A 25,004-nucleotide genomic window follows, 5' to 3' on the forward strand; every position below is an offset into this window, starting at 1 on the left:
CACCGAACGAGGAGCTCCGATGAACGCACCGTCGCCCCAGCACCGGCCCGACGAGACCACCCTGATCGCCGACCTCGTCGCCCGCCGGGCGGCGGCGACGCCGGACGCGGTGGCGGTGCTCGACGGCCACGAGATGACGTACGCCGACCTGGACGCCCGGGCCGGTCACCTCGGCCGGCACCTGCACTCGCTCGGCGCGGGCCCGCAGTCGCCGGTCGGGATCTGCCTGCGCCGCGGGGCCGACCTGGTGGTGGGCCTGCTCGCGGTGTGGCGGGCCGGGGCGGCGTACGTGCCGTTCGACCCCGACGAGCCGCCGGCGCGCCTGGGCCGGCTGATCGCGGGCGCGGGCGTCGGCCACGTGCTGACCAGCGACGACCTGTTGCCGGTGGTACGGGCGGCCGGCGGTGACCCGGTGGTCGCCGGGGACGCCGGCCCCGGGGCCGCCCCGGGCTGGTCGGCCGGGCCCCTCGACCCGGACGACGCGGCGTACGTCATCCACACCTCGGGCTCGACCGGCACGCCCAAGGGAGTGGTGGTGACCCACGCCGGCATCGCCAACCGGGTCGCCTGGACCGTGCGCGAGCACGAGCTGGGCGCCCGCGACCGGGTGCTGTTCAAGACCGCGCTGACCTTCGACGCCTCGTGCTGGGAGGTCTTCGCGCCCCTGGTCAGCGGGGGCGCCGTGGTGCCGGCCCCGGTCGGCGCCGAACGCGACCCGGCCGCCCTGCTGGACGCGGTCGGCCGCTACGGCGCGACCGTGCTGCAGGTGGTGCCCTCGGTGCTGCGCCAGCTCGTCGACGCGCCGGGCTGGGAGAGCTGCACGAGCCTGCGGCTGCTGTTCTCGGCCGGTGAGCCGCTGCACGCCGAGCTGGCCTGGCAGGTGCTGGAGCGGGTCAAGGTCGAGATCTGGAACACGTACGGGCCGACCGAGTGCGCCATCGACACCACGGCCTACCGCTTCGACACGTCCCAGCGCAGCGGCCCGGTGCCGATCGGGCGGCCCATCACCGGGATGCGGGTGCTCGTGCTCGACCCGGAGACCGGCGCGCCGGTGGGTGCCGGCGAGCCGGGCGAGCTGTACGCGGGCGGCGTGGGCGTGGCCCGCGGCTACCTCGGCCGGCCCGACCTGACCGCCGAGCGCTTCGTCCCCGACCCCGGCGGCCCGGGCCGGCTCTACCGCACCGGCGACCAGGTGCGCCGGCGGGCCGACGGGGTCCTCGAATACCTGGGCCGGCTCGACTCCCAGCTCAAGGTCAACGGTGTCCGGATCGAGGCCGGCGAGGTCGAGGCGGCCCTGCGGCAGCACCCGCGGGTGCGCGCGGCCGTCGTCCACGGCTATCGCGCCGAGGGTGGCGAGACCCGGCTGGCCGCCTACGTGCGGGCCGACAACGCCGATGTCACCGGCGAGCTGCGCGCCTTCCTGGCCGACCGGCTGCCGCAGTCGCACCTGCCGGCCGCGTACGTCGCCCTCGACGAGTTCCCGCTGACCACCAGCGGCAAGCTCGACCGGGCCGCACTGCCCGTCCCGGGCGCCGAGAACGCCGGAACGGCGAGGCCGACGCCGCCGCAGACCGAGGCCCAGCTGCTGGTGGCCGGGGCCTGGCGGGCCATCCTCAAGCTGGACGAGGTCGCCCTCGAGGACGACTTCTTCGCCCTCGGCGGCTCGTCGCTGCAGCTGACCCGGCTGGCCAACCAGCTGCGCAAGGCCAGCGGGCGCGACGTCAAGCTCCGCGGCCTGCTCAACGCGACCACCCTGGCCGCTCAGGCCGAGCTGATCGAGCCCGAGCCGGCCGATCCCGACGTCATCACCGCGGTGCCGCGCGACGGCGTGCTGCCGCTCTCGTCCGGGCAGCACCGGCTGTGGTTCGCCGAGCAGATGACCCCGGGCACGGGCGAGTGGATCTCGGCCGTGCTGCTGCCGGTGCCCGGCGAGGCCACCGACGACGCGGTGCGGGCCGCCCTGACCGCCCTGGTCGCGCGGCACGAGGCCCTGCGCACCCGGTTCCCGCTCGTCGACGGCGCCCCGGCCCAGGTCGTCGCCGCGCCCGCCGCCGTGCCGCTGCCGGTCGCCGCCACCACGAAAGACGGACTCACCCCGTTGCTGCGCGAGCAGTTCGGGCAGACCTTCGACCTGGCCGCCGGGCCGCTGTACCGGGCCCTGCTGGTGCGGGTGGACGGCGGCCGCGACCTGGTCGCGCTGACCGTGCACCACATCGTCTGCGACGGCTGGTCGAGCACCGTGCTCGAACGGGAGTTCGCCGCGTTGCTGGCTGCCGGGGACGCCGCGCTGCCGGCCCTGCCCGTCCAGTACGCCGACTTCGCCGCCTGGCAGCGGGGCCGGCTCACCGACGAGGCGCTCGCCCCCGAACTGGCCCACTGGCGGGCCGCGCTGGACGGGCTCGAGCCGCTCGACCTGCCGACCGACCACGCCCGCCCGGCGACCCGCGACGGCCGGGGCTCGGTGGTCCCGTTCGTCGTGCCGGCGCCGGTCGCCACCGCGCTGACCGACCTCGGCCGCGCGCACGGGGCCACGCCGTTCATGACGCTGCTGACCGCGTACGCGACGCTGCTGGCCCGGCACACCGGGCAGTGGGACGTGGCCGTCGGCAGCCCGGTCTCGGGCCGGCACCGGCCGGAGGTCGAGAACGTCGTCGGCTTCTTCCTCAACAGCCTGGTGCTGCGGTGCGGGCTCGACCCGGCCTGGACCTTCGCCCAGGCCCTGGACCGGGTGCGCGACGCCGGCCGGGCCGCGTTCGCTCACCAGGACGTGCCGTTCGAGCGGCTCGTCGAGGAGCTGGCGCCCGAGCGCGACCTTTCCCGGACCCCGCTCTACCAGGCGGCATTCGACATGCACGACGCGGAACTGACCGGTTCCGCGGTCGACGTGGTCGACGCGGACACCCTGCGCGACACCTGGCGGGTGGCCCACACCGACCTGACGCTGTTCCTGCGGGCCCGGGCCGACGGCAGCCTGGACGGCGGCCTCGAGTACGCCGAGTCGCTGTTCGACCGGGCCACCGTCGAGCGGCTCACCGGCCACCTGCAGCGGCTGCTGGCCGCCGTGGCCGCCGACCCCGGCGTCACCCTCGGCGCAGCCGAGCTGCTGACCGGCCCGGAACGCGCGCTGCTGCTGGGGGAGTGGGCCCACGGCCCGGCCCAGCCCGCCGGTCCCTGCACGCACGAGCTGATCGCCGCCCGCGCCGCCGCCGACCCCGACGCGGTCGCGGTCGTCACGACCGACGGCCGGCTCAGCTACGGCGAGCTCGACCGGACGGCGAACCGCCTGGCCCACCACCTGCGCGCGCACGGCGCCGGCGCGGGCGCGGTCGTCGGCGTCCTGCTCGAGCGGGGCCCGTCGCTGCTGGTCTCGCTGCTCGCGGTGTGGAAGGCGGGCGCGGCCTACCTGCCGCTCGACCCGGCCACGCCGCCGGCCCGGGCGGCCGAGCTGCTCGCGGCGAGCGGGGCCGTTGCCCTGATCGCGGCCGGCTCGCCCGTCGAGTTCGCCGGCCCGGTCATCGATCCGCGCGCCGTCACCACCGGCCCGGACACCGCGCCCGAGGGGGCGGCCGACCCGGACGGCCTGGCCTACGTCATCTACACCTCCGGCTCGACCGGACGGCCCAAGGGCGTCATGGTGCCGCACCGCGGTGTGGCCAACCACCTGCGCTGGGCCGCCGACGAGCTGGTGGCCGCGGGTCCGGGTGGCTCGGCGGTCTTCTCGTCGGTCGCCTTCGACCTGGTCGTGCCCAACGTCTGGGCGCCGCTGCTGGTGGGCGAGCGGGTGGTCCTGCTGCCGGCCGACCTCGACCTCTCCGAGCTGGGCGCCCGCCTGGTCGAGGCCGGGCCGTTCAGCTTCCTGAAGCTGACCCCGGGCCACCTCGAGGTGCTGGTCCAGCAGATCACCGCCGAGCAGACGGCCGGCCTGGCCGGCGTCGTCGTGGCGGCCGGCGAGGCGCTGTCGGGCGGGCTCGCCGCGCGGTGGACGGGACCCCTGATCAACGAGTACGGGCCGACCGAGGCCTCGGTGGGAACCTGCACCCATGTCGTGCCGGCCGAACCCGGCGCGGGCGTGGTGCCGATCGGCCGGCCGCTGCCCGGGATGACGATGTACGTGCTGGACGTGGCGATGCGGCCGGTGCCCGTGGGCGCGGTGGGCGAGCTCTACGTCGGTGGCGCCGGCGTCGCCCGGGGCTACCTGGGCCGGCCGGGGCTGACCGGCGCGAGCTTCGTGCCCGACCCGTACGGCACCACCCCCGGCGCCCGGCTCTACCGGACCGGCGACCGGGTGCGGTGGCTGGCCGAGGGGGCCGTGCAGTTCCTGGGCCGGGTCGACGAGCAGGTGAAGATCCGCGGCTACCGGGTCGAGCCGGGCGAGGCCCGCGCGGTGCTGGTGACCCACCCCGCGATCCGCGAGGCGGCCGTGGTCGCGGTCGGCGAGGGCAGCTCCCGGCGGCTGGCCGCGTACTACGTGTCCGAGGCAGACCTCGACCGGGCCGAGCTGACCGGGTTCTGCGCGGGCCGCCTGCCCGACTACCTGATCCCCGGCACGTTCACCCGGCTCGACGCGCTGCCGCTGAACGCGAACGGCAAGCTCGACCGGCGGCGCCTGCCCGCCCCCGAGCCGGTGGGGGCCGTCCTCGACGACGCGCCGGGCACCGAGGCCGAGCAGCTGATCGCCGGGATCTTCCAGGAGCTGCTGGGCGCCCCGGCCGGCGCGCACGAGAACTTCTTCCACGCGGGTGGCAACTCGATCCTGGCCATCCGGCTCATCGCCGAGATCCAGCGCGAGTTCGCGGTGACGCTGCCGGTGCGCACGGTCTTCGAGGGGCCGACCCCGGCCGCGCTGGCCGCGGCCGTCGAGGACGCCGTCCGGGCCGAGATCGCCGCCATGACCGAGAACGAGCTCAGCGGGCACGCGACGCCGCTGGGCGACCAGACGGGGCCGGAAGGGCTGCACGCATGAGCATCGACGAGAGCACCCACCAGCCGGCCGACCTGGTCGCCCTGCGCGAGCAACTGCTCCGCCGGCGGCTCGGTGGCCGCCGGACGGCCGGGGCGCGGGCCGCGGCCCCCCAGCAGATCCCGCGGGCCGACCGCGGCGGCGACCTGCCGCTGTCGTTCGGCCAGGAGCAGATGTGGTTCCTCAACGGGCTCGAGCCGGACAGCCCCGAATACCTGGTGCCGCTGGTGCTGCGGCTGACCGGCCCGCTCGACACCGCGGCCCTCGAACGGTCGTGGTCGGTGGTCTGCGCCCGTCACGAGATCCTGCGGACCCGGCACATCACCCGCGGCGGCGTGCCGGTGCAGGTGATCGACGAGATGACCGCCCGCCCGCTGCCGGTCGACGATCTCACCGCCGAGGCGGGGGACGAGGCCGCCGTACGGGCCCGGGTCCACGGCGAGACCTCGGCCGGCTTCGACCTGGCCGTGGACTGGCCGGTGCGGGCCCGGCTGTTCCGGCTCGGCGCCGAGGAGCACCTGCTGGCCGTCACCTTCCACCACATCGCCTGTGACGAGTGGTCGACCCGGGTCTTCGGCTCGGACCTGGGCGCCTGCTACCGGGCCATGGTCGAGGGCACGCCGCCCGCGCTGACGCCGCTGCCGGTGCAGTACGCCGACTACGCGGCCTGGCAGCGCACGCGGGACCTGGACGGCCACCTGGCCTACTGGCGTGAACAGCTGGCGGGCGCGCTGCCGCTGGAACTGCCGACCGACCGGCCCCGGCCCGCCGTGCGCGACGCCGTCGGCGCCCAGGTCGACTTCGACGTGCCGGCCGGGCTCGCGGCCCGGATCCGGACGCTGGCCGAGCGGCACGGCACGACCCCGTTCGTGGTGCTGCTGACCGCGTACCAGAGCTTCCTGGCTCGCATCACCGGTCAGGACGACGTCTCGGTGGGCACCGTGGTCTCCGGCCGCACCCGGCCCGAGCTGCAACAGCTGATCGGGTACGGGATCAACAGCCTGGTGCTGCGGGCCGCCTGGGCCGGGGAGCCGGCGTTCGACGAGCTGGTCACCCGCAACCGGGCCGGGCTGCTGGCCGCGTTCGACCACCAGGAGGTGCCGTTCGCGCTGCTGGTCGACGAGCTGCAGCCCGAGCGGGACATGTCGCGCACCCCGCTCTACCAGGTCGCCTTCACCATGCACGAATGGCGCGAGGACGCGGTGGCCCTGCCCGGCGTCCAGGTGACCGGTGTGCCGCTCGCGACCGGCGTGGCCAAGTGCGACCTGACCCTGCAGGTGCAGGAGCGCCCCGACGGCACGATGCTGGGCCGGTTCGAGTACGCCACCGCGCTGTTCGACGCGGCCACCGTGCGCCGCTTCGCCGACGGGTTCCAGCAGCTGCTGGCCGACGCCGTCCGGCGCCCGCAGACCCGGTTCAGCGACCTCGCCCTGCTCGACGACCAGGCCCACGCGGCCGTGGTGGCGGCCGCGGGCACGGCCGGCGGGCCGCCGGTGGCCGGCTGCGCGCACGAGTTGTTCGCGGCGCGGGCGGCCCGCACGCCCGACGCCGTGGCTGTCGTGGCCGGTCCCGACCGGATGACCTACGCGCAGGTCGAGGCCAGGGCCAACCGTCTCGCCCGGCACCTGCGCGCGCTCGGCGCCGGGCCGGGTGTGCTGGTCGGAGTCTGCCTCGAGCGCGACGCCGAACTGCTGCCGGCCCTGCTCGGCGTGCTGAAGTCCGGCGCCGCCTACCTGCCGCTGGACCCGGCCCACCCGGCCGATCGGCTCGGTTACGTGCTCGACGACGCCCGGGCGCCCATCCTGGTCAGCATCGAGGCCCTGGCCGGAACGCTCGCCGGGGTCTTCCACGGCGACGTGGTGCGGCTGGACAGCGACGCGGACGAGATCGCCGCCCGCTCGGCCGAGCCCGTCGCCTCCGGCGCGACGCCCGACGACCTGATCTACGTGATCTACACGTCCGGCTCGACCGGGCGCCCCAAGGGGGTGGAGATCACCCACAGCAACGTCGTGCGCCTGATGACGACCGCGCACGAGCACTACGGCTTCGGGCCGGCCGACGTCGTCTCGATGAGCCATTCGTACACCTTCGACGTCTCGGTGTTCGAGATGTGGGCCGCGCTGCTGCACGGCGGCCGCCTGGTCGTGGTGCCGCGCGACGTGACCCGGGCCCCCGACGACTTCCTCGACCTGCTCGTCGAGGAGCGCGTCACCGTCCTCTCGCAGACCCCGACGGCGTTCCGGTCGCTGGTCGCGGCGGCGGCCGCGGCCGACCCGCGGATCGACCGGCTGGCGCTGCGCGCGGTGGTCTTCGCGGGCGAGAAGCTGGAGTTCGGCGAGCTGCCGCCGTGGACCGACCGGCTCGGCCTGCGGGCTCCGGTGCTGGCCAACATGTACGGCATCACCGAGACCACGGTGCACACGACGTATTACGAGCTGACCGCGGACGACCTGGCCCCGGCCGCGCCCAACCGGGTCGGCCGGCCGCTGAGCGACCTCTCCGTCCACCTGCTCGACCGCTTCGGCCACCCGGCGCCGGTCGGGGTGCCCGGCGAGATCCACGTGGGCGGACCCGGCGTGGCCCGCGGCTATCTGAACCGGCCCGGGCTGACCGCGCAGCGGTTCGTCCCGGACCCGTTCGGCCCGCCCGGCTCGCGGCTCTACCGCAGCGGTGACCTGGCCCGCCGCCGCCCCGACGGCGGCCTGGACTTCCTGGGCCGGATCGACGACCAGGTGAAGATCCACGGCTACCGGATCGAGCTGGGCGAGGTGCAGGCCGTGCTGGCCGCCCACCCCGGGGTCCGCGACGCCGTCGTCGTCGTCCGCGAGGACGTGCCCGGCGACAAGCGGCTCGTCGGCTATCTCGTGGCCGACGGCGAGCCGCCCGCCCCGGCCGACGTCCGGGCCCGGATGGCCGAGTCGCTGCCCGAGTACATGGTCCCGGCGGCCGTCGTCGCCGTGCCCGCCTTCCCGCTCACCGTCAACGGCAAGCTCGACAAACGGGCCCTGCCCGCGCCCGGCGGCGAGGCGTTCGCCCAGACCACGTACGTCGCCCCGCGCACCGCCACCGAGGACCTCGTGGCCGCCGTCTGGCGCGACGTGCTGACCGCGGACCGGGTCGGCGTCGACGACAGCTTCTTCGACCTCGGCGGCGACTCGATCCGGGCCGTGGCGCTGGTCGGCGCCCTGCGCGAGGCCGGCTTCGACGTCGCCGTGCGCGACGTCTTCGCGCATCGCACCGTGGCCCGGCTGACCGAGCTGATCACCGGCCGCCCGGCCCGGGCCGAGACCGACCGCCGGGTCGCCCCGTTCGAGCTGATCGGCCCGGCCGACCGGGCCGCGTTGCCGACCGGCGTGGTCGACGCCTATCCGCTGTCGCAGGTGCAGCTGGGCATGGTCGTCGAGATGCTGGTCATGGACGGCGACAACAACTACCACAACGTCAGCAGCTTCCGGGTCCTCGACGACCAGCCGTTCGACCCGGCCGCCCTGCGCGCGGCGGCCCGGATCCTGGTCGCCCGGCACGAGGTGCTGCGCACGTCGCTGCACCTGTCCGGCTTCTCGCGGCCGATGCAGGTCGTGCACGCGGTGGCGGACCTGCCGGTCACGATCGAGGACCGGCGCGGGCTCGACGACGCCGAGCTCGAGGCGGCGCTGCGGGAGTGGACGGCGCGCGAGCGGGCCGACCTGTTCGACCTCACCGTGCCCTCGCTGCTGCGCCTGGCCGCGCACACCACCGACGACGGCTGGTGGCTGTCGGTCACCGAATGCCACCCGATCCTGGAGGGCTGGAGCCATCACACCCTGGTGATGGAGCTGCTCGACTGCTACCACTCGCTGCGCGACGGGCGGGGCGCGACCGCCCACGAGACCCCGGACGTGCGGTTCGCCGACTTCATCGCGGCCGAGCTGGACGCGCTGGAGTCCACCGAGGACCGCGCCTACTGGCAGGCGGTCACCGACCGCTACCCCGGCTTCCGGCTGCCCGAGGGCTGGGGCGAGCCGGCCGGGACCGCCCGCACGCTGCACCAGGCCGCCGCCTCGTGGCGCGACCTCGAACCGGCGCTGCGCAAGCTGGCGACCCGGGCCGGGGCCTCGCTCAAGAGCGTCATGATCGCCGCCCACCTCAAGGTGCTGAGCCAGCTGACCGGCGAGGCCGAGTTCCACACCGGGATCGTCTGCGACGCCCGGCCCGAGGCGGTCGGCGCCGGCCAGGTGTACGGCATGTATCTCAACACGCTGCCCTTCCCGCTCGAGCGCACGGCCGCGACCTGGCTCGACCTGGTCCGTCAGGTCTTCGCCCGCGAGGTCGGGCTGTGGCCGCACCGCCGCTTCCCGCTGCCCGAGATCCAGCGCGGGGCCGCGGGCACCGGGCGCCTGCTCGACGTCATGTTCAACTACCAGAACTTCCACCAGATGGACGCCGACGTGGTCGACGACCAGGTGGGCCTGGACGACAGCCCGACCGAGTTCCCGCTGACCGTCTCGTCGCGGGCCGGGCACATCATCCTGACCGCCGACTCGCGCTCGCTGAGCCCGGACCACGCCCGGCGCATGGCCGACATGTACCGGGCTGTGCTCGAGTCGATGGCGGCCGACCCCGAGGCCGACGCCCAGACGATCCTGCTGCCCGCCGGCGAGCGCGAGTTCCTGCTGCGGGCGGCGGGCGCGGGCCGGGTCACGGCAGTCACCCGGAGCCTGCCCGAACTGTTCGCGGAGCAGGTCGCGCGCACCCCGGACGCGGTCGCTCTGGTCGTCGGGGATCAGTCCCTGACGTACGCCGAACTGGACGCACAGGCCGATCGGCGCGCCCGCCAGTTGCGAGACCTCGGCGCCCGGCCCGGCGTCCTGGTCGGCGTCTGCCTGCCGCGTGGCCCCGAGCTCGTGCCCAGCCTGCTGGCCGTGCTCAAGTCGGGCGCGGGCTACCTGCCGCTCGACCCGGCCCACCCGGTCGAGCGCCTCGGCTACGTGCTGGACGACGCCGACGCCCCGATCCTCGTGACCTCGCGGGAGCTGGCTCCGGAACTGGCCGCGGTCTACGACGGCGTGCTGGTCGAGGCGGACGCGCCCCCGGCGGCCATGGACGGGCCGCTCGGCCTCGTCAGCCGCCCCGGCGACACCGCGTACGTCATCTACACCTCGGGCTCGACCGGCCGGCCCAAGGGCGTGGTCGTGACCCACGCCAACGTGGCCCGGCTGCTCGCCACCACCGCCGCCGACTTCTCGTTCGGCCCGGCCGACGTGTGGACGCTGTTCCACTCGTACGCCTTCGACTTCTCGGTCTGGGAGATCTTCGGTTCGCTGCTGCACGGCGGCCGGCTGGTCGTCGTGCCCGAGGACGTCACCCGCGACCCGGCCGCGTTCCACGACCTGCTGACCGCGCGCGGTGTCACCGTGCTCAACCAGACCCCGTCGGCCTTCGCCCAGCTGGTCCGCGAGGACGCCCGGCGGGGCGGGAGGAGTCTGCGCGGGCTGCGCTACGTGGTCTTCGGCGGCGAGGCGCTCGACCTGGCCGCGCTGCGGGACTGGGCCGGCGCGTACGGCCTGGAAAGTCCCGCTCTGATCAACATGTACGGCATCACCGAGACGACCGTGCACACCACGTACCACCGGGTGCGGGCGGACGAGGTCGACTCCGGCGCCGGCAGCCCGGTCGGCCGGGCCCTGGCCGACACCACCGTGCACCTGCTCGACCCGGCCGGGCGGCTCGTGCCGCTGGGCGTGCCGGGCGAGATCCACGTCGGCGGCCCGAGCGTGGCCCGCGGCTATCTGGGCCGGCCCGCCCTGACCGCGCAACGGTTCGTGCCCGACCCGTTCGGCGGGCCCGGCGGCCGGCTCTACCGCAGTGGCGACCTGGCCAGCCGGCGCCCGGACGGCAGCCTCGACTTCCACGGCCGGATCGACGACCAGGTCAAGATCCACGGTTACCGGATCGAGCTCGGCGAGATCACCAATGTGCTGCTGGCCCACCCGGCCGTGGCCGACGCGGTCGCCATCGTCCGGCGCACCGCCGACGGGGAGCCGCAACTGGTCGCGTACTACGTGGCCGAGCAGGAGGCGGACCGGGCCGAACTGGCCGAGCACTGCGCGAACCGGCTGCCCGCTTACATGGTGCCCGCGGCCTTCGTGGCGGTGGACCGCATCCCGCTCACCGTCAACGGCAAGCTCGACCGGCGGGCCCTGCCCGATCCGGAGCGCGACTCGTTCGCCGGCCCCGGCTTCGTCGCGCCCCGTACGGAGCTCGAACAGCGGATCGCGGCGGTCTGGGCCGACGTGCTCGGGGTCGAGCGGATCGGCGTCGAGGACAGCTTCTTCGCGCTCGGCGGCGACTCGATCCGGGCCGTCACCCTGGCCGGCGCCCTGCACGCGGACGGCCTCGACGTGTCCGTGCGGGACGTCTTCACCCTGCGTACGGTGGCCGCGCTGGCCGAGGCGGCCGGGGGCCGGGCCGTGGCCGCGCCGGTCACCACGGTCGCGCCGTTCACGCTGCTGGCCGAGGCCGACCGGGCCGTCGTGCCGGCCGGCGCGACGGACGCCTATCCGCTGACCCGCGCCCAGCTCGGCATGGTGCTCGAACAGCAGGAGCCGGACGGGCGCAACGCCTACCACAACTCCGGGGTCTTCCGGATCCGCGACGACCGGCCGTTCGACCCGGCGGCGCTGGCCGGGGCCGTGCGCGCGGTGGTGGCCCGGCACGAGGTGCTGCGCACGTCGGTGCATCTCACCGGCTATTCCGTACCGATGCAGGTCGTCCACGCGCAGGCCGAGGCGCCGGTCGGCGTGCACGACCGGCGCGACCTGACCGCCGAGGAGCTCGAGACCGCCCTGCGGCAGCACATCGCGGCCGAGCGGGCCGACCTGTTCGACCTGACCGAGGCGCCGCTGCTGCGGGTGGCCGCGCACCTCGAGAGCGACGACACGTGGTGGCTCGGGCTGACCGAGTCGCACGTCGTGCTCGAGGGCTGGAGCGTCAGCTCGCTGCAGACCGAGATCGTCGACTGCTACCGGCAGCTGCGCGACACCGGATCGCTCGCCGCCCACACCGTGCCGCAGGTGCGGTTCGCCGACGCCGTCGCGGCCGAGCTGGCGTCGCTGGAGTCGGCCGAGGACAGCGCGTACTGGGCCGGCGTGGTCGCCGGGCACCGCCCGTTCACCGTGCCCGCCGGCTGGCACGGCGACCGGTCGGCGCCGATCACCCAGGTCGGCGCGAGCTTCCCCCTGGCCGAGCTCGAGCCGGGCCTGCGGGCCCTGGCCGCGGGGGCCGACGCCTCGCTCAAGAGCGTGCTGCACGCCGCCTTCGTCCAGGTGATGAGCCAGCTGACCGACGCCCCGCGCTTCCACACCGGGCTCGTCTCGCACGTGCGCCCCGAGGCCCAGGACGCCGACCGGGTGCTCGGCATGCACCTCAACATCCTGCCCTTCCCGGCCCGGCGCGACGCGCGGAGCTGGGACGAGCTGGTCCGGCAGGTCTTCGCCGACGAGCTGGCCGCGTGGACCCACCGGCACCACCCGATGGCCGTGATCCAGCGCCGGGCCGGGGTCGAGCGGCTCGTCACGGTGCTGTTCAACTACCTCGATTTCCACCAGGTCGACACCGACCGGGTCGACACCGCGGCCGAGATCAGCGAGAACCCCAACGAGTTCGCGCTGCGGGTCACCGCGGTCGGCGGGCTGCTCAGCGTGCGCAGCCACTCGCACGTGCTGAGCCAGCCGCACGTCGAGCGGATCGCGAGGATGCTGCGGGCCGTGCTCACCGCTATGGCCACCGGCGACGCCATGGGCGTGTTCCTGCCCGACGGCGAGCTCGAATCGTTGCTGGCGCGCGGCCGCAGCGAGCCGGTGACGGGTCGCCCGGCGCCGGAGGTCATCGAGGCCCAGGCGCCCGAGGCGGTCGCCGTGGTCGCCGGGGACGAGTCCCTGACGTACGCCGAGCTGCGTGAGCGGGCCAACCGCCTCGCCCACCACCTGCGGGCCCAGGGCGCCCGCCCCGAGACCGTGGTCGGGGTGCGGGTCGAGCGCGGCGTCGGTCTGATCGTCGCGCTGCTCGCGGTCTGGAAGACCGGCGCCGCCTATCTGCCGCTGGAGCCGGGCGCGCCCGCGGCCCGCACGGCCCGGATCCTCGCCGACTCCGGCGCCGAGCTCTGCGTGACCGCCGACGGCGAGGTGCCGGGCTGGTCCGGTGCGATCGTCGACCCGGACGCGGCAGCGGTCGCGGCCCAGCCGTCGACCGCGCCCGGCGTTCCGATCGACCCCGACAGCCTGGCCTACGTCATCTACACCTCCGGGTCGACCGGGCAGCCCAAGGGCGTGCTCGTGTCGCACCGCACGCTCGGCTCGTTCCTGGCCTGGGCCGGCCGCGAGCTCGGTGGCTCGGCCGCCCTGTTCTCGTCGGCCGCGTACGACCTGGTCGTGCCCACCCTGTGGGCGCCGCTGACGACCGGCGGGCGGCTCGTGCTGCTCGACCCGGCGGCCGACCTGACCCGACTCGGTCCCGACCTGGACGCGGCCGGACCGTTCGGCTTCCTCAAGCTGACCCCCGGCCACCTCGAGATCCTGGCCCAGCAGCTCGACCCCGACCAGCAGCGAGCACTGACCGGGCTGACCGTGGTCGCCGGGGACACCTTCCCCGGACCGCTGGCCCAGCGCTGGGCCGGGCCGCTGATGAACAGCTACGGGCCGACCGAGACGACCGTGACCGCCACGACCTACCGGCTGCCGGACGGCCCGCTGACCGACGTGCCGATCGGCCGTCCCGTCGGCGGCGCGACCACGGTGATCCTCGACGAGGCCGGCCACGTCGTCCCGGCCGGTGTGGTCGGTGAGCTCCACATCGGCGGATCCGGCGTGGCTCGCGGCTACGCCGGGGACCCGGCCCTGACCGCGCAGCGGTTCGTGCCCGACCCCCTCGGGCCGCCCGGATCCCGTCTGTACCGCACCGGCGACCTCGCCCGGTGGACCGGGGACGGCGAGCTGAGCTTCGTCGGCCGGGCCGACCACCAGGTGAAGATCCGGGGCCACCGGGTCGAGCCGGGGGAGGCCCGGGCCGTCCTGGCCGCCCACCCGGGGGTGGCCGCGGCCTACGTGCGGGCCGACGCCGAGCCGCGGCTGATCGGGTACGTCGTCCCGAAGGGGGACTTCGACGCGCGGGCCCTGACCGCGTGGTGCGCCGAGCGGCTGCCCGACCACCTCGTGCCGGCCGTGCTGGTCGAGCTGGACGCGTTGCCGCTGACCGCCAACGGCAAGGTCGACCGGGCCGCGCTGCCGCAGCCGGCGGCGGCCACCGACACGTACGTCGCGCCGGCCACGCCCGAGCAGCAGCGGATCGCCGAGCTGTGGCGGGCCGTGCTCGACGTCGACCGGGTCGGCGTCGAGGACAGCTTCTTCGACCTCGGCGGCGACTCGATCCGGGCCGTCGCGCTGGTCGGCCGGATGCGGGCCCAGGGCGACGACGTGGCCGTGCGCGACGTGTTCGCCACCCGCACCGTGGCCGCGCTGGCCGACCTGGTCGCGGGCCGCACCACGAGCGCCGCCCCGGAGACCCGGGTCGCGCCGTTCGCGCTGATCACGGCGGCCGACCGGGCCGCGCTGCCGGGCGGGATCGTCGACGCCTACCCGTTGTCGCAGGTCCAGACGGGCATGGTGGTCGAGATGCTGGGCGGCAGCTTCTATCACAATGCCACCTCGTTCGGCGTCCGCGACGAGCAGCCGTTCGACGAGGCCGCCCTGCGCGCGGCGGTCCGGACCGTGGTCGCCCGGCACGAGATGCAGCGCACGTCGGTCGACCTGAGCTCGTACTCGGTGCCGCTGCAACTGGTGCACGCCGAGGTCGACGTCCCGGTGACCGTCCACGACCTGCGCGGGGTGGACGAGAGCGGGCGGGCCGACGCCGTGCGGGCCTACCTCGACGCCGAGCGGGCCGACGTGCTCGACCTGTCCGTGGCCCCGCCGCTGCGGATCGGCGTGCACGTGGAACCGGGCTCGTGGCGGCTCACCCTGACCCAGCCGCACGCGATGACCGAGGGCTGGAGCACTCACTCGCTGCTGATGGACCTGGTGCGTACGTACCACGAGATCCGCGACACCGGCCGGGCCGCCCCGCACCCGGCGCCCGGCGTGCGCTTCGCCGACTTCATCGCGGCCGAGCTCGCGTCGATGGCCGCCCCCGACGACCGGGCTTACTGGTCCACGGTGGTCCGGGACCACCCGGCGACCGGCCTGCCCAGCGGCCTGGGCGACGATTCGCCGGCCGAGGACTACACCGTCGGGGTGCCCCTGGCCGACCTCGAACCCGGACTGCGCGCGCTGGCCACCGAGGCCCGCGCGTCGGTCAAGGCGGTGCTGCTGGCCGCCCACATCGCGGTCATGGGCCGGCTCACGGACGAGCCCACGTTCGCCACCGGCCTGGTCGTCGACGCCCGGCCCGAGGCGCTGGGCGCCGAGCGGGTGCACGGCATGTACCTCAACACGCTGCCGTTCCCGGTGCGGCGCGGCGCGGCGACCTGGCGCGAGCTGGTGCGGCAGGTCTTCGCGACCGAGGTCGGGCTGTGGCCGCACCGGCGGTTCCCGCTGCCCGAGATCCAGCGTGTGGCGGGCGGCGGCCGGCTGCTCGACGTGCTGTTCAACTACCAGAACTACCACGTCGTGGACGACCGGCTGATCGACGCCGGCGCGGGCCGGGCCACCGGTGGCAACGAGTTCGCCCTGCAGGTCACCACGTCCGGCCCGGGGCTGGTGCTCAAGACCCGGACGTCGGTGCTGAGCCGCCGCAACGGCGAGCGGCTGGCCCGGATGTACCGGTCGGTGCTGGCCGCGATGGCCGCCGACCCGGACGGGGACGCCCGGGCCGCGCACCTGCCCGACGGCGAGCTGGAGCAGGTCGTCACCGGCTTCAACGACACCGCCGCTCCGGCCGGCGACACCCTGCTGCACCAGCTCTTCGAGCGGCAGGCGGCCCGCACGCCCGAGGCCGTGGCCGTCGTCGACGGGCTCACCGAGACCACCTACGCCGGTCTCAACGCGCGGGCCAACCGGCTCGCCCACCACCTGCGTGGTCTGGGCGTGGGGCCCGAGGTGACCGTCGGCGTGTGCGTCGAGCGTTCGACCGAGCTCGTCGTGGCCGTGCTCGCCGTGCTCAAGGCGGGCGGCAGCTACGTGCCGCTCGACCCCGGCTACCCGGCGGACCGGCTGCGGCACATGCTGACCGACACCCGTACGCCTGTGCTCATCACCCGCCGGGCCGTGCTGGCCGAGCTGCCGGCCCCGGCCGCGCTCCCGGTGCTGCTGGACGACGAGGCCGCCTGGGCCGGCGCCGACGAGCAGAACCCGGCCCCACTGGGCGACCCGGACGGCAACGCGTACGTCATCTACACCTCGGGCTCGACCGGCCGGCCCAAGGGCGTCGTCTGCACCCATCGTGGGCTGGTCAACCGGCTCGAGTGGACGCAGCGGACCTACCTGCGCCTGACCGCGGCCGACGTGGTGCTGCAGAAGATCCCGATCGGCTTCGACCCGTCGCTGGCCGAGATCTTCGGGCCGCTGATGGCCGGGGCCCGGATCGCCGTCGCCCCGCCCGGCGCGCACCGCGACCCGGCCGCCCTGGCCGCCCTGATCGCCCGCTACGGCGTGACCAACCTGCACTTCGTGCCGTCCATGCTGGCCGCCGTGCTGGCCGAGGACGCCGACGCCGATCTGCGCAGCCTGCGCATCGTGGTCAGCGGGGGCGAGGAGCTGCCGGTCGGCCTGGTCCGCGAGTTCACCCGCCGGCTGCCCGGCGTCGAGCTGCACAACCAGTACGGCCCGTGCGAGGCGGCGGTCGACGTCACCGCGTGGGCGTGCCGGCCCGAGGCGCTGCCCGGGCTGCAGCGGGTGCCGCTGGGCGCGCCGATGGCCAACGTGCGCCTGTACGTGCTCGACGCCGGCTTCCAGCCGGTGCCGGTGGGTGCGCCCGGCGAGCTGTTCATCGGCGGCGCCGCCCTGGCCCGGGGCTACCACGCGCGGCCCGAGCTGACCGCTGCGAGCTTCGTGCCGGATCCCTTCGGGCCGGCCGGTTCCCGGCTCTACCGCACCGGTGACCGGGCCCGCTGGCGGGCCGACGGCACCGTCGAGTTCCTGGGCCGGCGGGACAGCCAGGCCAAGATCGGCGGCGTCCGGGTCGAACCGGGCGAGGTCGAGGCGGCCCTGACCGCGCTGACCGCCGTGGCCGACGCCATCGTGCTGATCCGCACCGACGACGGGGCTCCGCCGCAACTGGTCGCGTACGTCATCGCGGCCGACGGGCACGAGCCCACACCACTGGCCCTGCGCCAGGAACTGGCCGCCTCGCTGCCCGAGGCCATGGTGCCGGCGGCCTTCGTCCGGCTGGACGCGCTGCCGTTCGGCCCCAACGGCAAGGTGGACCGCTCCGCGCTGCCCGTCCCGGAGGCGTCCGCGCTGGCCGCGGCGGCCTACGTGGCGCCGCGCGACGCCGTCGAGGAAAGGGTCGCCGCGGCCTGGGAAGAGGTGCTGGGTGTCAGCGAGATCGGTGTCGACGACGAGTTCTTCGCCCTCGGCGGGGACTCGATCCGGGCCGTGCAACTGGTCGGCACGCTGCGGGCGGCCGGCTTCGACGTCTCGGTGGCCGACGTGCTGAGCCAGCGGACCCTGGCCCAGCTGGCCGGCACGATCGCCGAGCGGGCTCCGGCCGTACGGGAAACCGGGGTTGTGCCCTTCGCCCTGATCTCCGGCGAGATCCGGGCCCGGCTGGCCGACGACGTGGCCGACGCCTACCCGCTGACCCAGATCCAGACCGGCATGGCGGTCGAGCTGCTGGCCGACGACGGCACGAACAACTACCACAACGTGACCGCGGTCCGGATCCGTGAGGACGGGGTGTTCGACCCGGCCGCGCTGCGCCGAGCGGTCGCCGCGCTGGTCGAGCGGCACGAGGTGCTGCGCAGCTCGGTCCACCTGACCGGCTATCCGGTGCCGCTGCAGCTGGTGCACCGCGAGGCCGAGATCCCGGTCGAGGTCGTCGACCTGCGCGGGCTCGAGCGGGCCGAGGCCGAACAGCGGCTGCGTGAGCACGTCACGGCCGAGCGGGCCGCGACGCTCCCGCTGACCGAGGCCCCGCTGCTGCGGATCTTCGCGCTGCGCGAGAGCGACCGGCACTGGTGGCTGGCCATGACCCAGTCCCACGTGATCATGGAGGGCTGGAGCCACCAGGCCCTGCACTCCGAGCTGCTGGCCCTGTACCGGCGGCTGCGCGACGGCGAGGCGCCGGAGCCGTACGAGCCGCCCGCGGTGCGCTTCGCCGACGCCGTGGCCGGCGAGCTGGAGTCGCTGTCGTCCGAACCGGACCGGGACTACTGGCGGGCCGTGGCGGCCGAGCACGCCCCGGTCAGCGTGCCGGCCGACTGGCGCGACACGTCCGGGGCCGGTCTCGAGGCGTACGGCCTGCGGGTCCGGCTCGACGACCTGGCCGACGGCCTGCGGGCCCTGACCGCCGAGCTCGGCGTCTCGATGAAGAGCGTGCTGCTCGCGGCCCACCTCAAGGTGCTGAGCCAGCTCACCGACGAGCCGGCCTTCCACAGCGGCGTCGTGCACCACATCCGCCCCGAGGCGGCCGGCGCCGAACGGGTGCTCGGCATGCACCTCAACACGCTGCCGTTCCCGCTGATGCGCACCGCGGCCACCTGGGGCGGGCTGATCCGGCAGGTCTTCGACCGCGAGACGCTGACCTGGCCGCACCGGCGCTACCCGATGCCGGAGATCCAGCGGCAGTGGGGCGGCGGCCGCCGGCTGGTCACCATGTACTTCAACTACCTGGACTTCCAGCGGGTCGAGGACGAGTCGGTCGACTCCGGGGCCCGGATCAGCGAGGCGCCCACCGAGTTCGACCTCTCGGTGCACTCGCACGGCACCAGCCACCTGTCGCTGAACACGCACACCCACGCGATCAGCCGGGCCAACGGCGAGCGCCTGGCCGGGATGTACCGCTCGGTGCTGGAGTCGATGGCCCGGGGCACGGGTGGCGACGCCCGCGCGGTGTACCTGCCGGCCGGGGAGCGGGAACGGCTGCTGCACGAGGCGTCGAACGGCGCCGTGGCCGGGGCCCCGGTCCGCGACTGCCTGCACGACCTGTTCGCGGCCCAGGTGGCCCGGACCCCGCAGGCCGTGGCCATCGTCGCCGGGGACCGGCGGCTGACCTACGCCGAGGTCGACGCCCGGGCCAACCGCCTGGCCCGGCATCTGCGCACGCTCGGCGCGGGGCCGGAGGTGCTGGTCGGGGTCTGTCTCGAACCGGGCCTCGACCTCGTGCCGACCCTGATCGGCATCCTGAAGGCGGGCGCGGCCTACCTGCCGCTGGACCCGATGAACCCGGCCGAGCGCTCCGGCTACGTGCTGGCCGACGCGGCCGCGCCGATCCTGATCACCACCGGGCGCCTGGCCGCCGGCTTCGACGGTGTCTACGACGGATCGGTCGTGACCGTGGACGGCGACGCCGAGCTGCTCGCGGCGCTGCCGGACGGACCGGTCGGCTCCGGCGTGGTCCCGGCCAACACGATCTACACGATCTACACCTCGGGCTCGACCGGGCGGCCCAAGGGCGTGGCGGTCAGCCACGCCAACGTGGCGCGGCTGATGACCACGGTCCAGGAGACGTTCGCGTTCGACGAGTCCGACGTGTGGACCTTCTTCCACTCGTTCGGCTTCGACGTGTCGGTGTTCGAGATGTGGGGCGCGCTGCTGCACGGCGGGCAGCTGGTCATGGTGCCGCGCGAGGTCAGCCGGGCCCCCGAGGAGTTCTTCGCGCTGCTGCTGGAGCACGAGGTCACCGTCATGGCCCAGACCCCGACGGCGTTCCGGTCGCTGATCTCGGTGGCCGCCCCGGACCGGCGGATCAAGCAGCTCGCCCTGCGGGCCGTGGTGCTGGCCGGCGAGCAGCTCGAGGTCGACGATCTGCGGCCGTGGACGGCCAAGCTGGGGCTGGGCCGGACCGCGCTGGTCAACATGTACGGCCCGACCGAGGCCACCGTCTACGTCACCCTGCACCGGCTCAACCGGCAGGACTTCGAGCCGGGCGCGGCCACCTGCATCGGCCGGCCGCTGACCGACCTGGCCATCCACCTGCTCGACCGGCACGGCAACCTGGTGCCGGCGGGCGTTCCCGGCGAGCTGCACATCGGCGGTCCCGGCGTGGCCCGGGGCTACCTCAACCGGCCCGGGCTGACCGCGGAACGGTTCGTGCCGGACCCGTACGGGGCGCCCGGCTCGCGGCTCTACCGCACCGGCGACCTGGCCCGGCGCCGCCCCGACGGCGGCATCGACTTCCTGGGCCGGATCGACGACCAGGTGAAGGTGCACGGCTACCGGATCGAGCTGGGCGAGATCCGGTCGGCGCTGGCCGCCCACCCGCGGGTGCGCGAGGCGGTCGTGCTCGTGCGGGAGGACAACCCGGGCGACAAGCGGCTGGTCGCCTACCTGGTGCCCGAGGGCGGCGAGGCCCCGGCCGCGCACGAGATCCGGGCCTTCCTGGCCCGCACCCTGCCCGAGTACATGATCCCGGCCGCCGCCGTGAGCATCGACCGGGTGCCGGTGACCACCAACGGCAAGCTGGACCGCCGGGCCCTGCCCGCCCCGGACGGCGCCGCCCTGACCACCGGGCGGCCCTACCAGGCGCCCCGGACCCCGCTCGAGGAGCAGGTGGCGGCGGTGTGGCGCGACGTGCTCGGGGTCGAGCGGGTCGGCGTCGACGACGGGTTCTACGAGCTCGGCGGCGACTCCATCCGGGCCGTGATGCTGGTCAGCGCGCTGCGCGAGGCCGGTCTCGAGGTGACGGTGCGCGAGGCGCTCGAGCAGCAGACCCTGGGCGCCCTGGCGGCTCGCGTGACGGTGCGCGACGCCGGCTCCGAGACCCCGGTGGTGGCGCCGTTCGCGCTGCTCACCGCGGCCGACCGGGCGGCGCTGCCGTCCGGCGTGGTGGACGCCTACCCGATGCTGCAGAACCAGATCGGCATGGTCGTGCAGCTGATGGCGGCCACCGGCAAGCGCAACTACCAGATCGTCAACTCGCTGCGGGTGCGCGAGCCGTTCTCGGCCCCGGCCCTGCAACAGGCGGTCGACCTGGTGGTGGCCCGCCACGACGCCCTGCGCACGTTCTTCGACCTGCAGTCGTTCAGCACGCCGATGCAGCTGGTGACCGCGCCGGAGTCGCTGCCGGTGCGCGTGACCGACCTGAGCGGGCTGGCCGCCGCCGACCAGGACGCCGCGATCGCGGCCTTCGTGGCGGCCGAGGAACAGGCGCCGCTCGACCACGGCCGGGCGCCGCTGGTGCGGGTGGCCGCGCACGACTGCGGCGCGGCGGGCTGGCAGTTCACCATCACGATGTCGCACTCCGTCATCGAGGGCTGGAGCGTGACCTCGCTGCTGGCCGAGCTGTTGCAGGCGTACCGGGCCGAGGGGACGGAGCTGCCGCCGATGCCGCGCCTGCGCTTCGCCGACACGGTGGCGGCGGAACTGGCCGCCCTGCGGTCCGAGGCCGACCGCGACTACTGGCGGTCGGTGGTGACCGGGCACGAGCGGGTCGTCCTGCCCGCCGGCTGGGCCGCGGACGCCGACGGCGCCAAGTACCGGGTCGAGGTGGGCTACGAGGACCTCGGCGCCCGGCTGCAGGCGCTGGCCGCGGGCACCGGCACCTCGCTCAAGAGCGTGCTGCACGCCGCCTTCGTCAAGGTCATGGGCCAGCTGACCGGGGCCGCCCGGTTCCACACCGGACTGGTCTGCCACGTGCGGCCCGAGGCGCTGGGGGCCGAGCAGGTGCTCGGCATGCACCTCAACATCCTGCCCGTCGCCTCCGACCGCAGTGCCCGCACCTGGGGCGAGCTGGTGGCCCAGGTCGCCTCGGCCGAGCTGGACGTGTGGGAGCACCGGCACTTCCCGATGCCGGCGATCCAGCGCGAGCTGGGCGACGGGGGCCGGGTCGTCGACGCGTACTTCAGCTACCAGGACTTCAGCGGGACCGACACCAGCATGGTGGACGAGTCAGCCAGCACCGGCCGCGCGACCAACGAGTTCGGTTTCTCGGTGGCCACCGGGCCGGGCCGGCTCATCGTCCGGGCCGCGCCGCGGACGCTGGCCCGGCCGCACGCGGAACGGGTGGCCGCGATGCTGCGCGCGGTGCTGGAGGCCATGGCGGCCGACGGCGACGGCGACGCCACCCAGCTGCTGCTGCCGCGGGGCGAGCTGGACACGCTGCTGGGCTGGGGCCAGGGCTCCGGGGCGCTGGGCGTGGCCACGGTGCCCGAGACCATCGAGCGGCGGGCCGCGGCCGACCCGGGCGCGGTGGCCGTGGTGGCCGGGGACGTGACGCTGTCGTACGGCGAACTGGACGAGCGGGCCAACCGCCTGGCCCACCACCTGCGCGCGCTCGGCGTGGGCCCGGAGTCGGTGGTCGGCGTCCAGCTCGATCGCGGGGTCAACCTGACCGTCGCGCTGCTGGCGGTGTGGAAGGCCGGGGGCGCGTACGTGCCGCTCGACCCGGGCGCCCCGGCCGGGCGCACCGGCGGGATGCTGCGCGACGCGGACTCCCGGGTCTGTGTCACGACCGGCGACCGCGACTTCGGGGAGTGGTCGGGCACGGTGGTCGACCTGGTCGCGGACGCGGCGGCGATCGCCTCCGGCCCGGCCACGGCCCCCGGGATGCCGGTCGACCGGGACGCGCTGGCCTACGTCATCTACACCTCGGGTTCCACCGGGCGGCCCAAGGGCGTCCAGGTGCCGCACCGCGGCCTGGCCAACCACCTCGAGTGGGCCGCGGCCGAACTGGCCGGGGGCGGCGCGGGCGGCAGCGCGGTGTTCTCGTCGGTCGCCTTCGACCTGGTGGTGCCCAACCTGTGGGCGCCGTTGCTGGCCGGTCAGCGGGTGGTCTTCCTGCCCCAGGAGCTGGACCTGTCGGAGCTGGGCGCGGCGCTGACCGCGGCCGGGCCGTTCAGCTTCCTGAAGCTCACCCCCGGGCACCTCGAGATCCTGTCCCACCAGCTCGACGCGGAGCGGGCCTCGGCCCTGGCCGGGGTGGTCGTGGTGGCCGGCGAGGCGCTGCCCGTGCCGCTGGCCGAGCGCTGGGCCGGGTGGCTCGGCCCGGACCGGCTGATCAATGAGTACGGGCCGACCGAGACCTCCGTCGGCGCCTGCACGTTCCCGGTGCCGGCCCGCCCCGGCCCGGACGAGGTGCCGATCGGGCGGCCGTTGCCCGGTCTGTCCATGCTGGTGCTCGACCCGGCGCTGCGGGTGGTGCCGATCGGCGTGCTGGGCGAGCTGTACGTCGGCGGCGCCGGCGTCGCCCGCGGCTACGGCGGCCAGCCCGAGCTGACCGCGCAACGCTTCGTGCCGGACCCGTTCGGCCCGCCCGGGACCCGGCTCTACCGCACCGGAGACCTGGTGCGGTGGACGCCGGACGGCCAGGTGCAGTTCGCGGGCCGGGTCGACCACCAGGTGAAGATCCGGGGCTACCGGGTCGAGCCGGGCGAGGTGCAGACCGTGCTCAGCGCCAGTCCCGCGGTGGCTGAGGCGATCGTGGTGGCCCAGGGCGACGGCAGCGACGTGCGGCTGGTCGCCTACGTCGTGCCGACCGGCGACTTCTCGGCGGCCGGGCTGACCGCCTGGTGTGCCGAGCGGCTGCCCGACTACCTGGTGCCGTCGGCCTTCGTGGCGCTGGCCGCCCTGCCGCTCAACGCCAACGGCAAGGTGGACCGGGCCGCGCTGCCGGCGCCGGAGGCCGCGGTCGAGGCGTACGAGGAACCGAGGACCCCGACCGAGCAGCGTCTGGCCGAGCTGTGGGGCCGGGTGCTGGGGGTGGACCGGGTCGGCGTCACCGACAGCTTCTTCGCCCTCGGCGGGCACTCGATCCTGGTCGTCCAGGTGGTGGCGCTGGCCCGGCAGGCGGGCCTCCCGCTGTCGCTGTTCATGCTCTACGACCAGGACACGCTGGGCGACGTGGCCGCGGCCGTCGACGCCGCCGTCGCCGCCGACGCACCGGCCCCGGCGCCGGTGGCCGTGCCGCAGTGGCCGGGAGTGCTCGAGACCATGGCCGAGCAGCACGTGCCCGGCGCCTCGGTCGCGCTGCTGGACGGGGGCGAGCTGGTCGCGGTCGAGCACTTCGGGGTGACCGCGGCCGGCGGGACCGAGCCGGTCGGGGAGCACACCCGCTTCCACGTCGGCTCGATGAGCAAGCACGTCACCGCGTACGGGGCCCTGCGGCTGGTCGACGAGGGCCGGCTCGACCTCGACGAGGACGTCAACCGCTACCTGCGCGGTTGGCGGGTGCCCGCGGGCGGGGCCCCGATCACCGCGCGCCAGCTGCTGGCCCACCGGTCGGGCCTGACCGCCACGCCGGGCAAGGGCTTCCCGCGTACGGCCGTGGCCCCGACCCTGCTCGACCTGCTGCACGGCCGCCCGCCGGCGACCACCGCGCCGGTCGACCGGGAGGTGGCCCCGGACACCGCGTTCCGCAAGGCCAACGTGCACTACTCGGTGCTGCAGCAGGTGATGGAGGACATCACCGGCCAGCCCTTCGAGGCCCTGATGCAGGAGCTGGTGTTCGTTCCGCTGGGGATGGGCGACAGCACCTTCGACCAGTCCTGGCCCGAGCGGACCGGGCAGCCGGTGGCGCTGGGCCACGACGAGCACGGCGACCCGGTGCCCGGGGGCTGGCTCGTGCGGCCCGACCAGGCCGCCGCCGGGCTCTGGAGCACCGCGGCCGACCTGGCCACGCTCGCCCTCGAGATCCGGCGCTCGGCCCTGGGCCGACCCCGGGCCCAGCTGTCCGACAAGGCCGCCGCGGAAATGCTGCGACCCGACCCGGACAGCGCGTACGGCCTGGGCACGGTGGTCGACGGGGCCGGCGACAGCCTCGAGTTCGGGCACGCCGGCTCGCCGATCGGCTACCAGGCGGTCTCGCTGTGCCGGGTCGGCCCGGGCCGCGGACTGGTCGTGCTCACCAACGGCGCCGCCGGCAAACAGGTCGCCCGCGCGGCCGGCGACCGCCTCGCCTGATCTCTACTTCTTAGGAG

2 protein-coding genes are annotated in these 25,004 nt (G+C 75.2%); both read left to right on the forward strand.

Translation table 11 applies throughout. The features are described 5' to 3' along the window. Positions 1–19: 19 nt before the first annotated feature. On the forward strand, positions 20–4,963 hold the full coding sequence (locus M1L60_RS25305) for a non-ribosomal peptide synthetase (RefSeq protein ID WP_253239998.1): 4,944 nt from the start codon (positions 20–22) through the stop codon (positions 4,961–4,963). After that, on the forward strand, positions 4,960–24,987 hold the full coding sequence (locus M1L60_RS25310) for a non-ribosomal peptide synthetase (RefSeq protein ID WP_253239999.1): 20,028 nt from the start codon (positions 4,960–4,962) through the stop codon (positions 24,985–24,987). Before M1L60_RS25305 ends, M1L60_RS25310 begins: the two co-directional genes overlap by 4 nt. Positions 24,988–25,004 lie beyond the last annotated feature (17 nt).

It is taken from the genome of Paractinoplanes aksuensis, from assembly GCF_024137025.1.
GTDB lineage: Bacteria > Actinomycetota > Actinomycetes > Mycobacteriales > Micromonosporaceae > Actinoplanes > Actinoplanes aksuensis.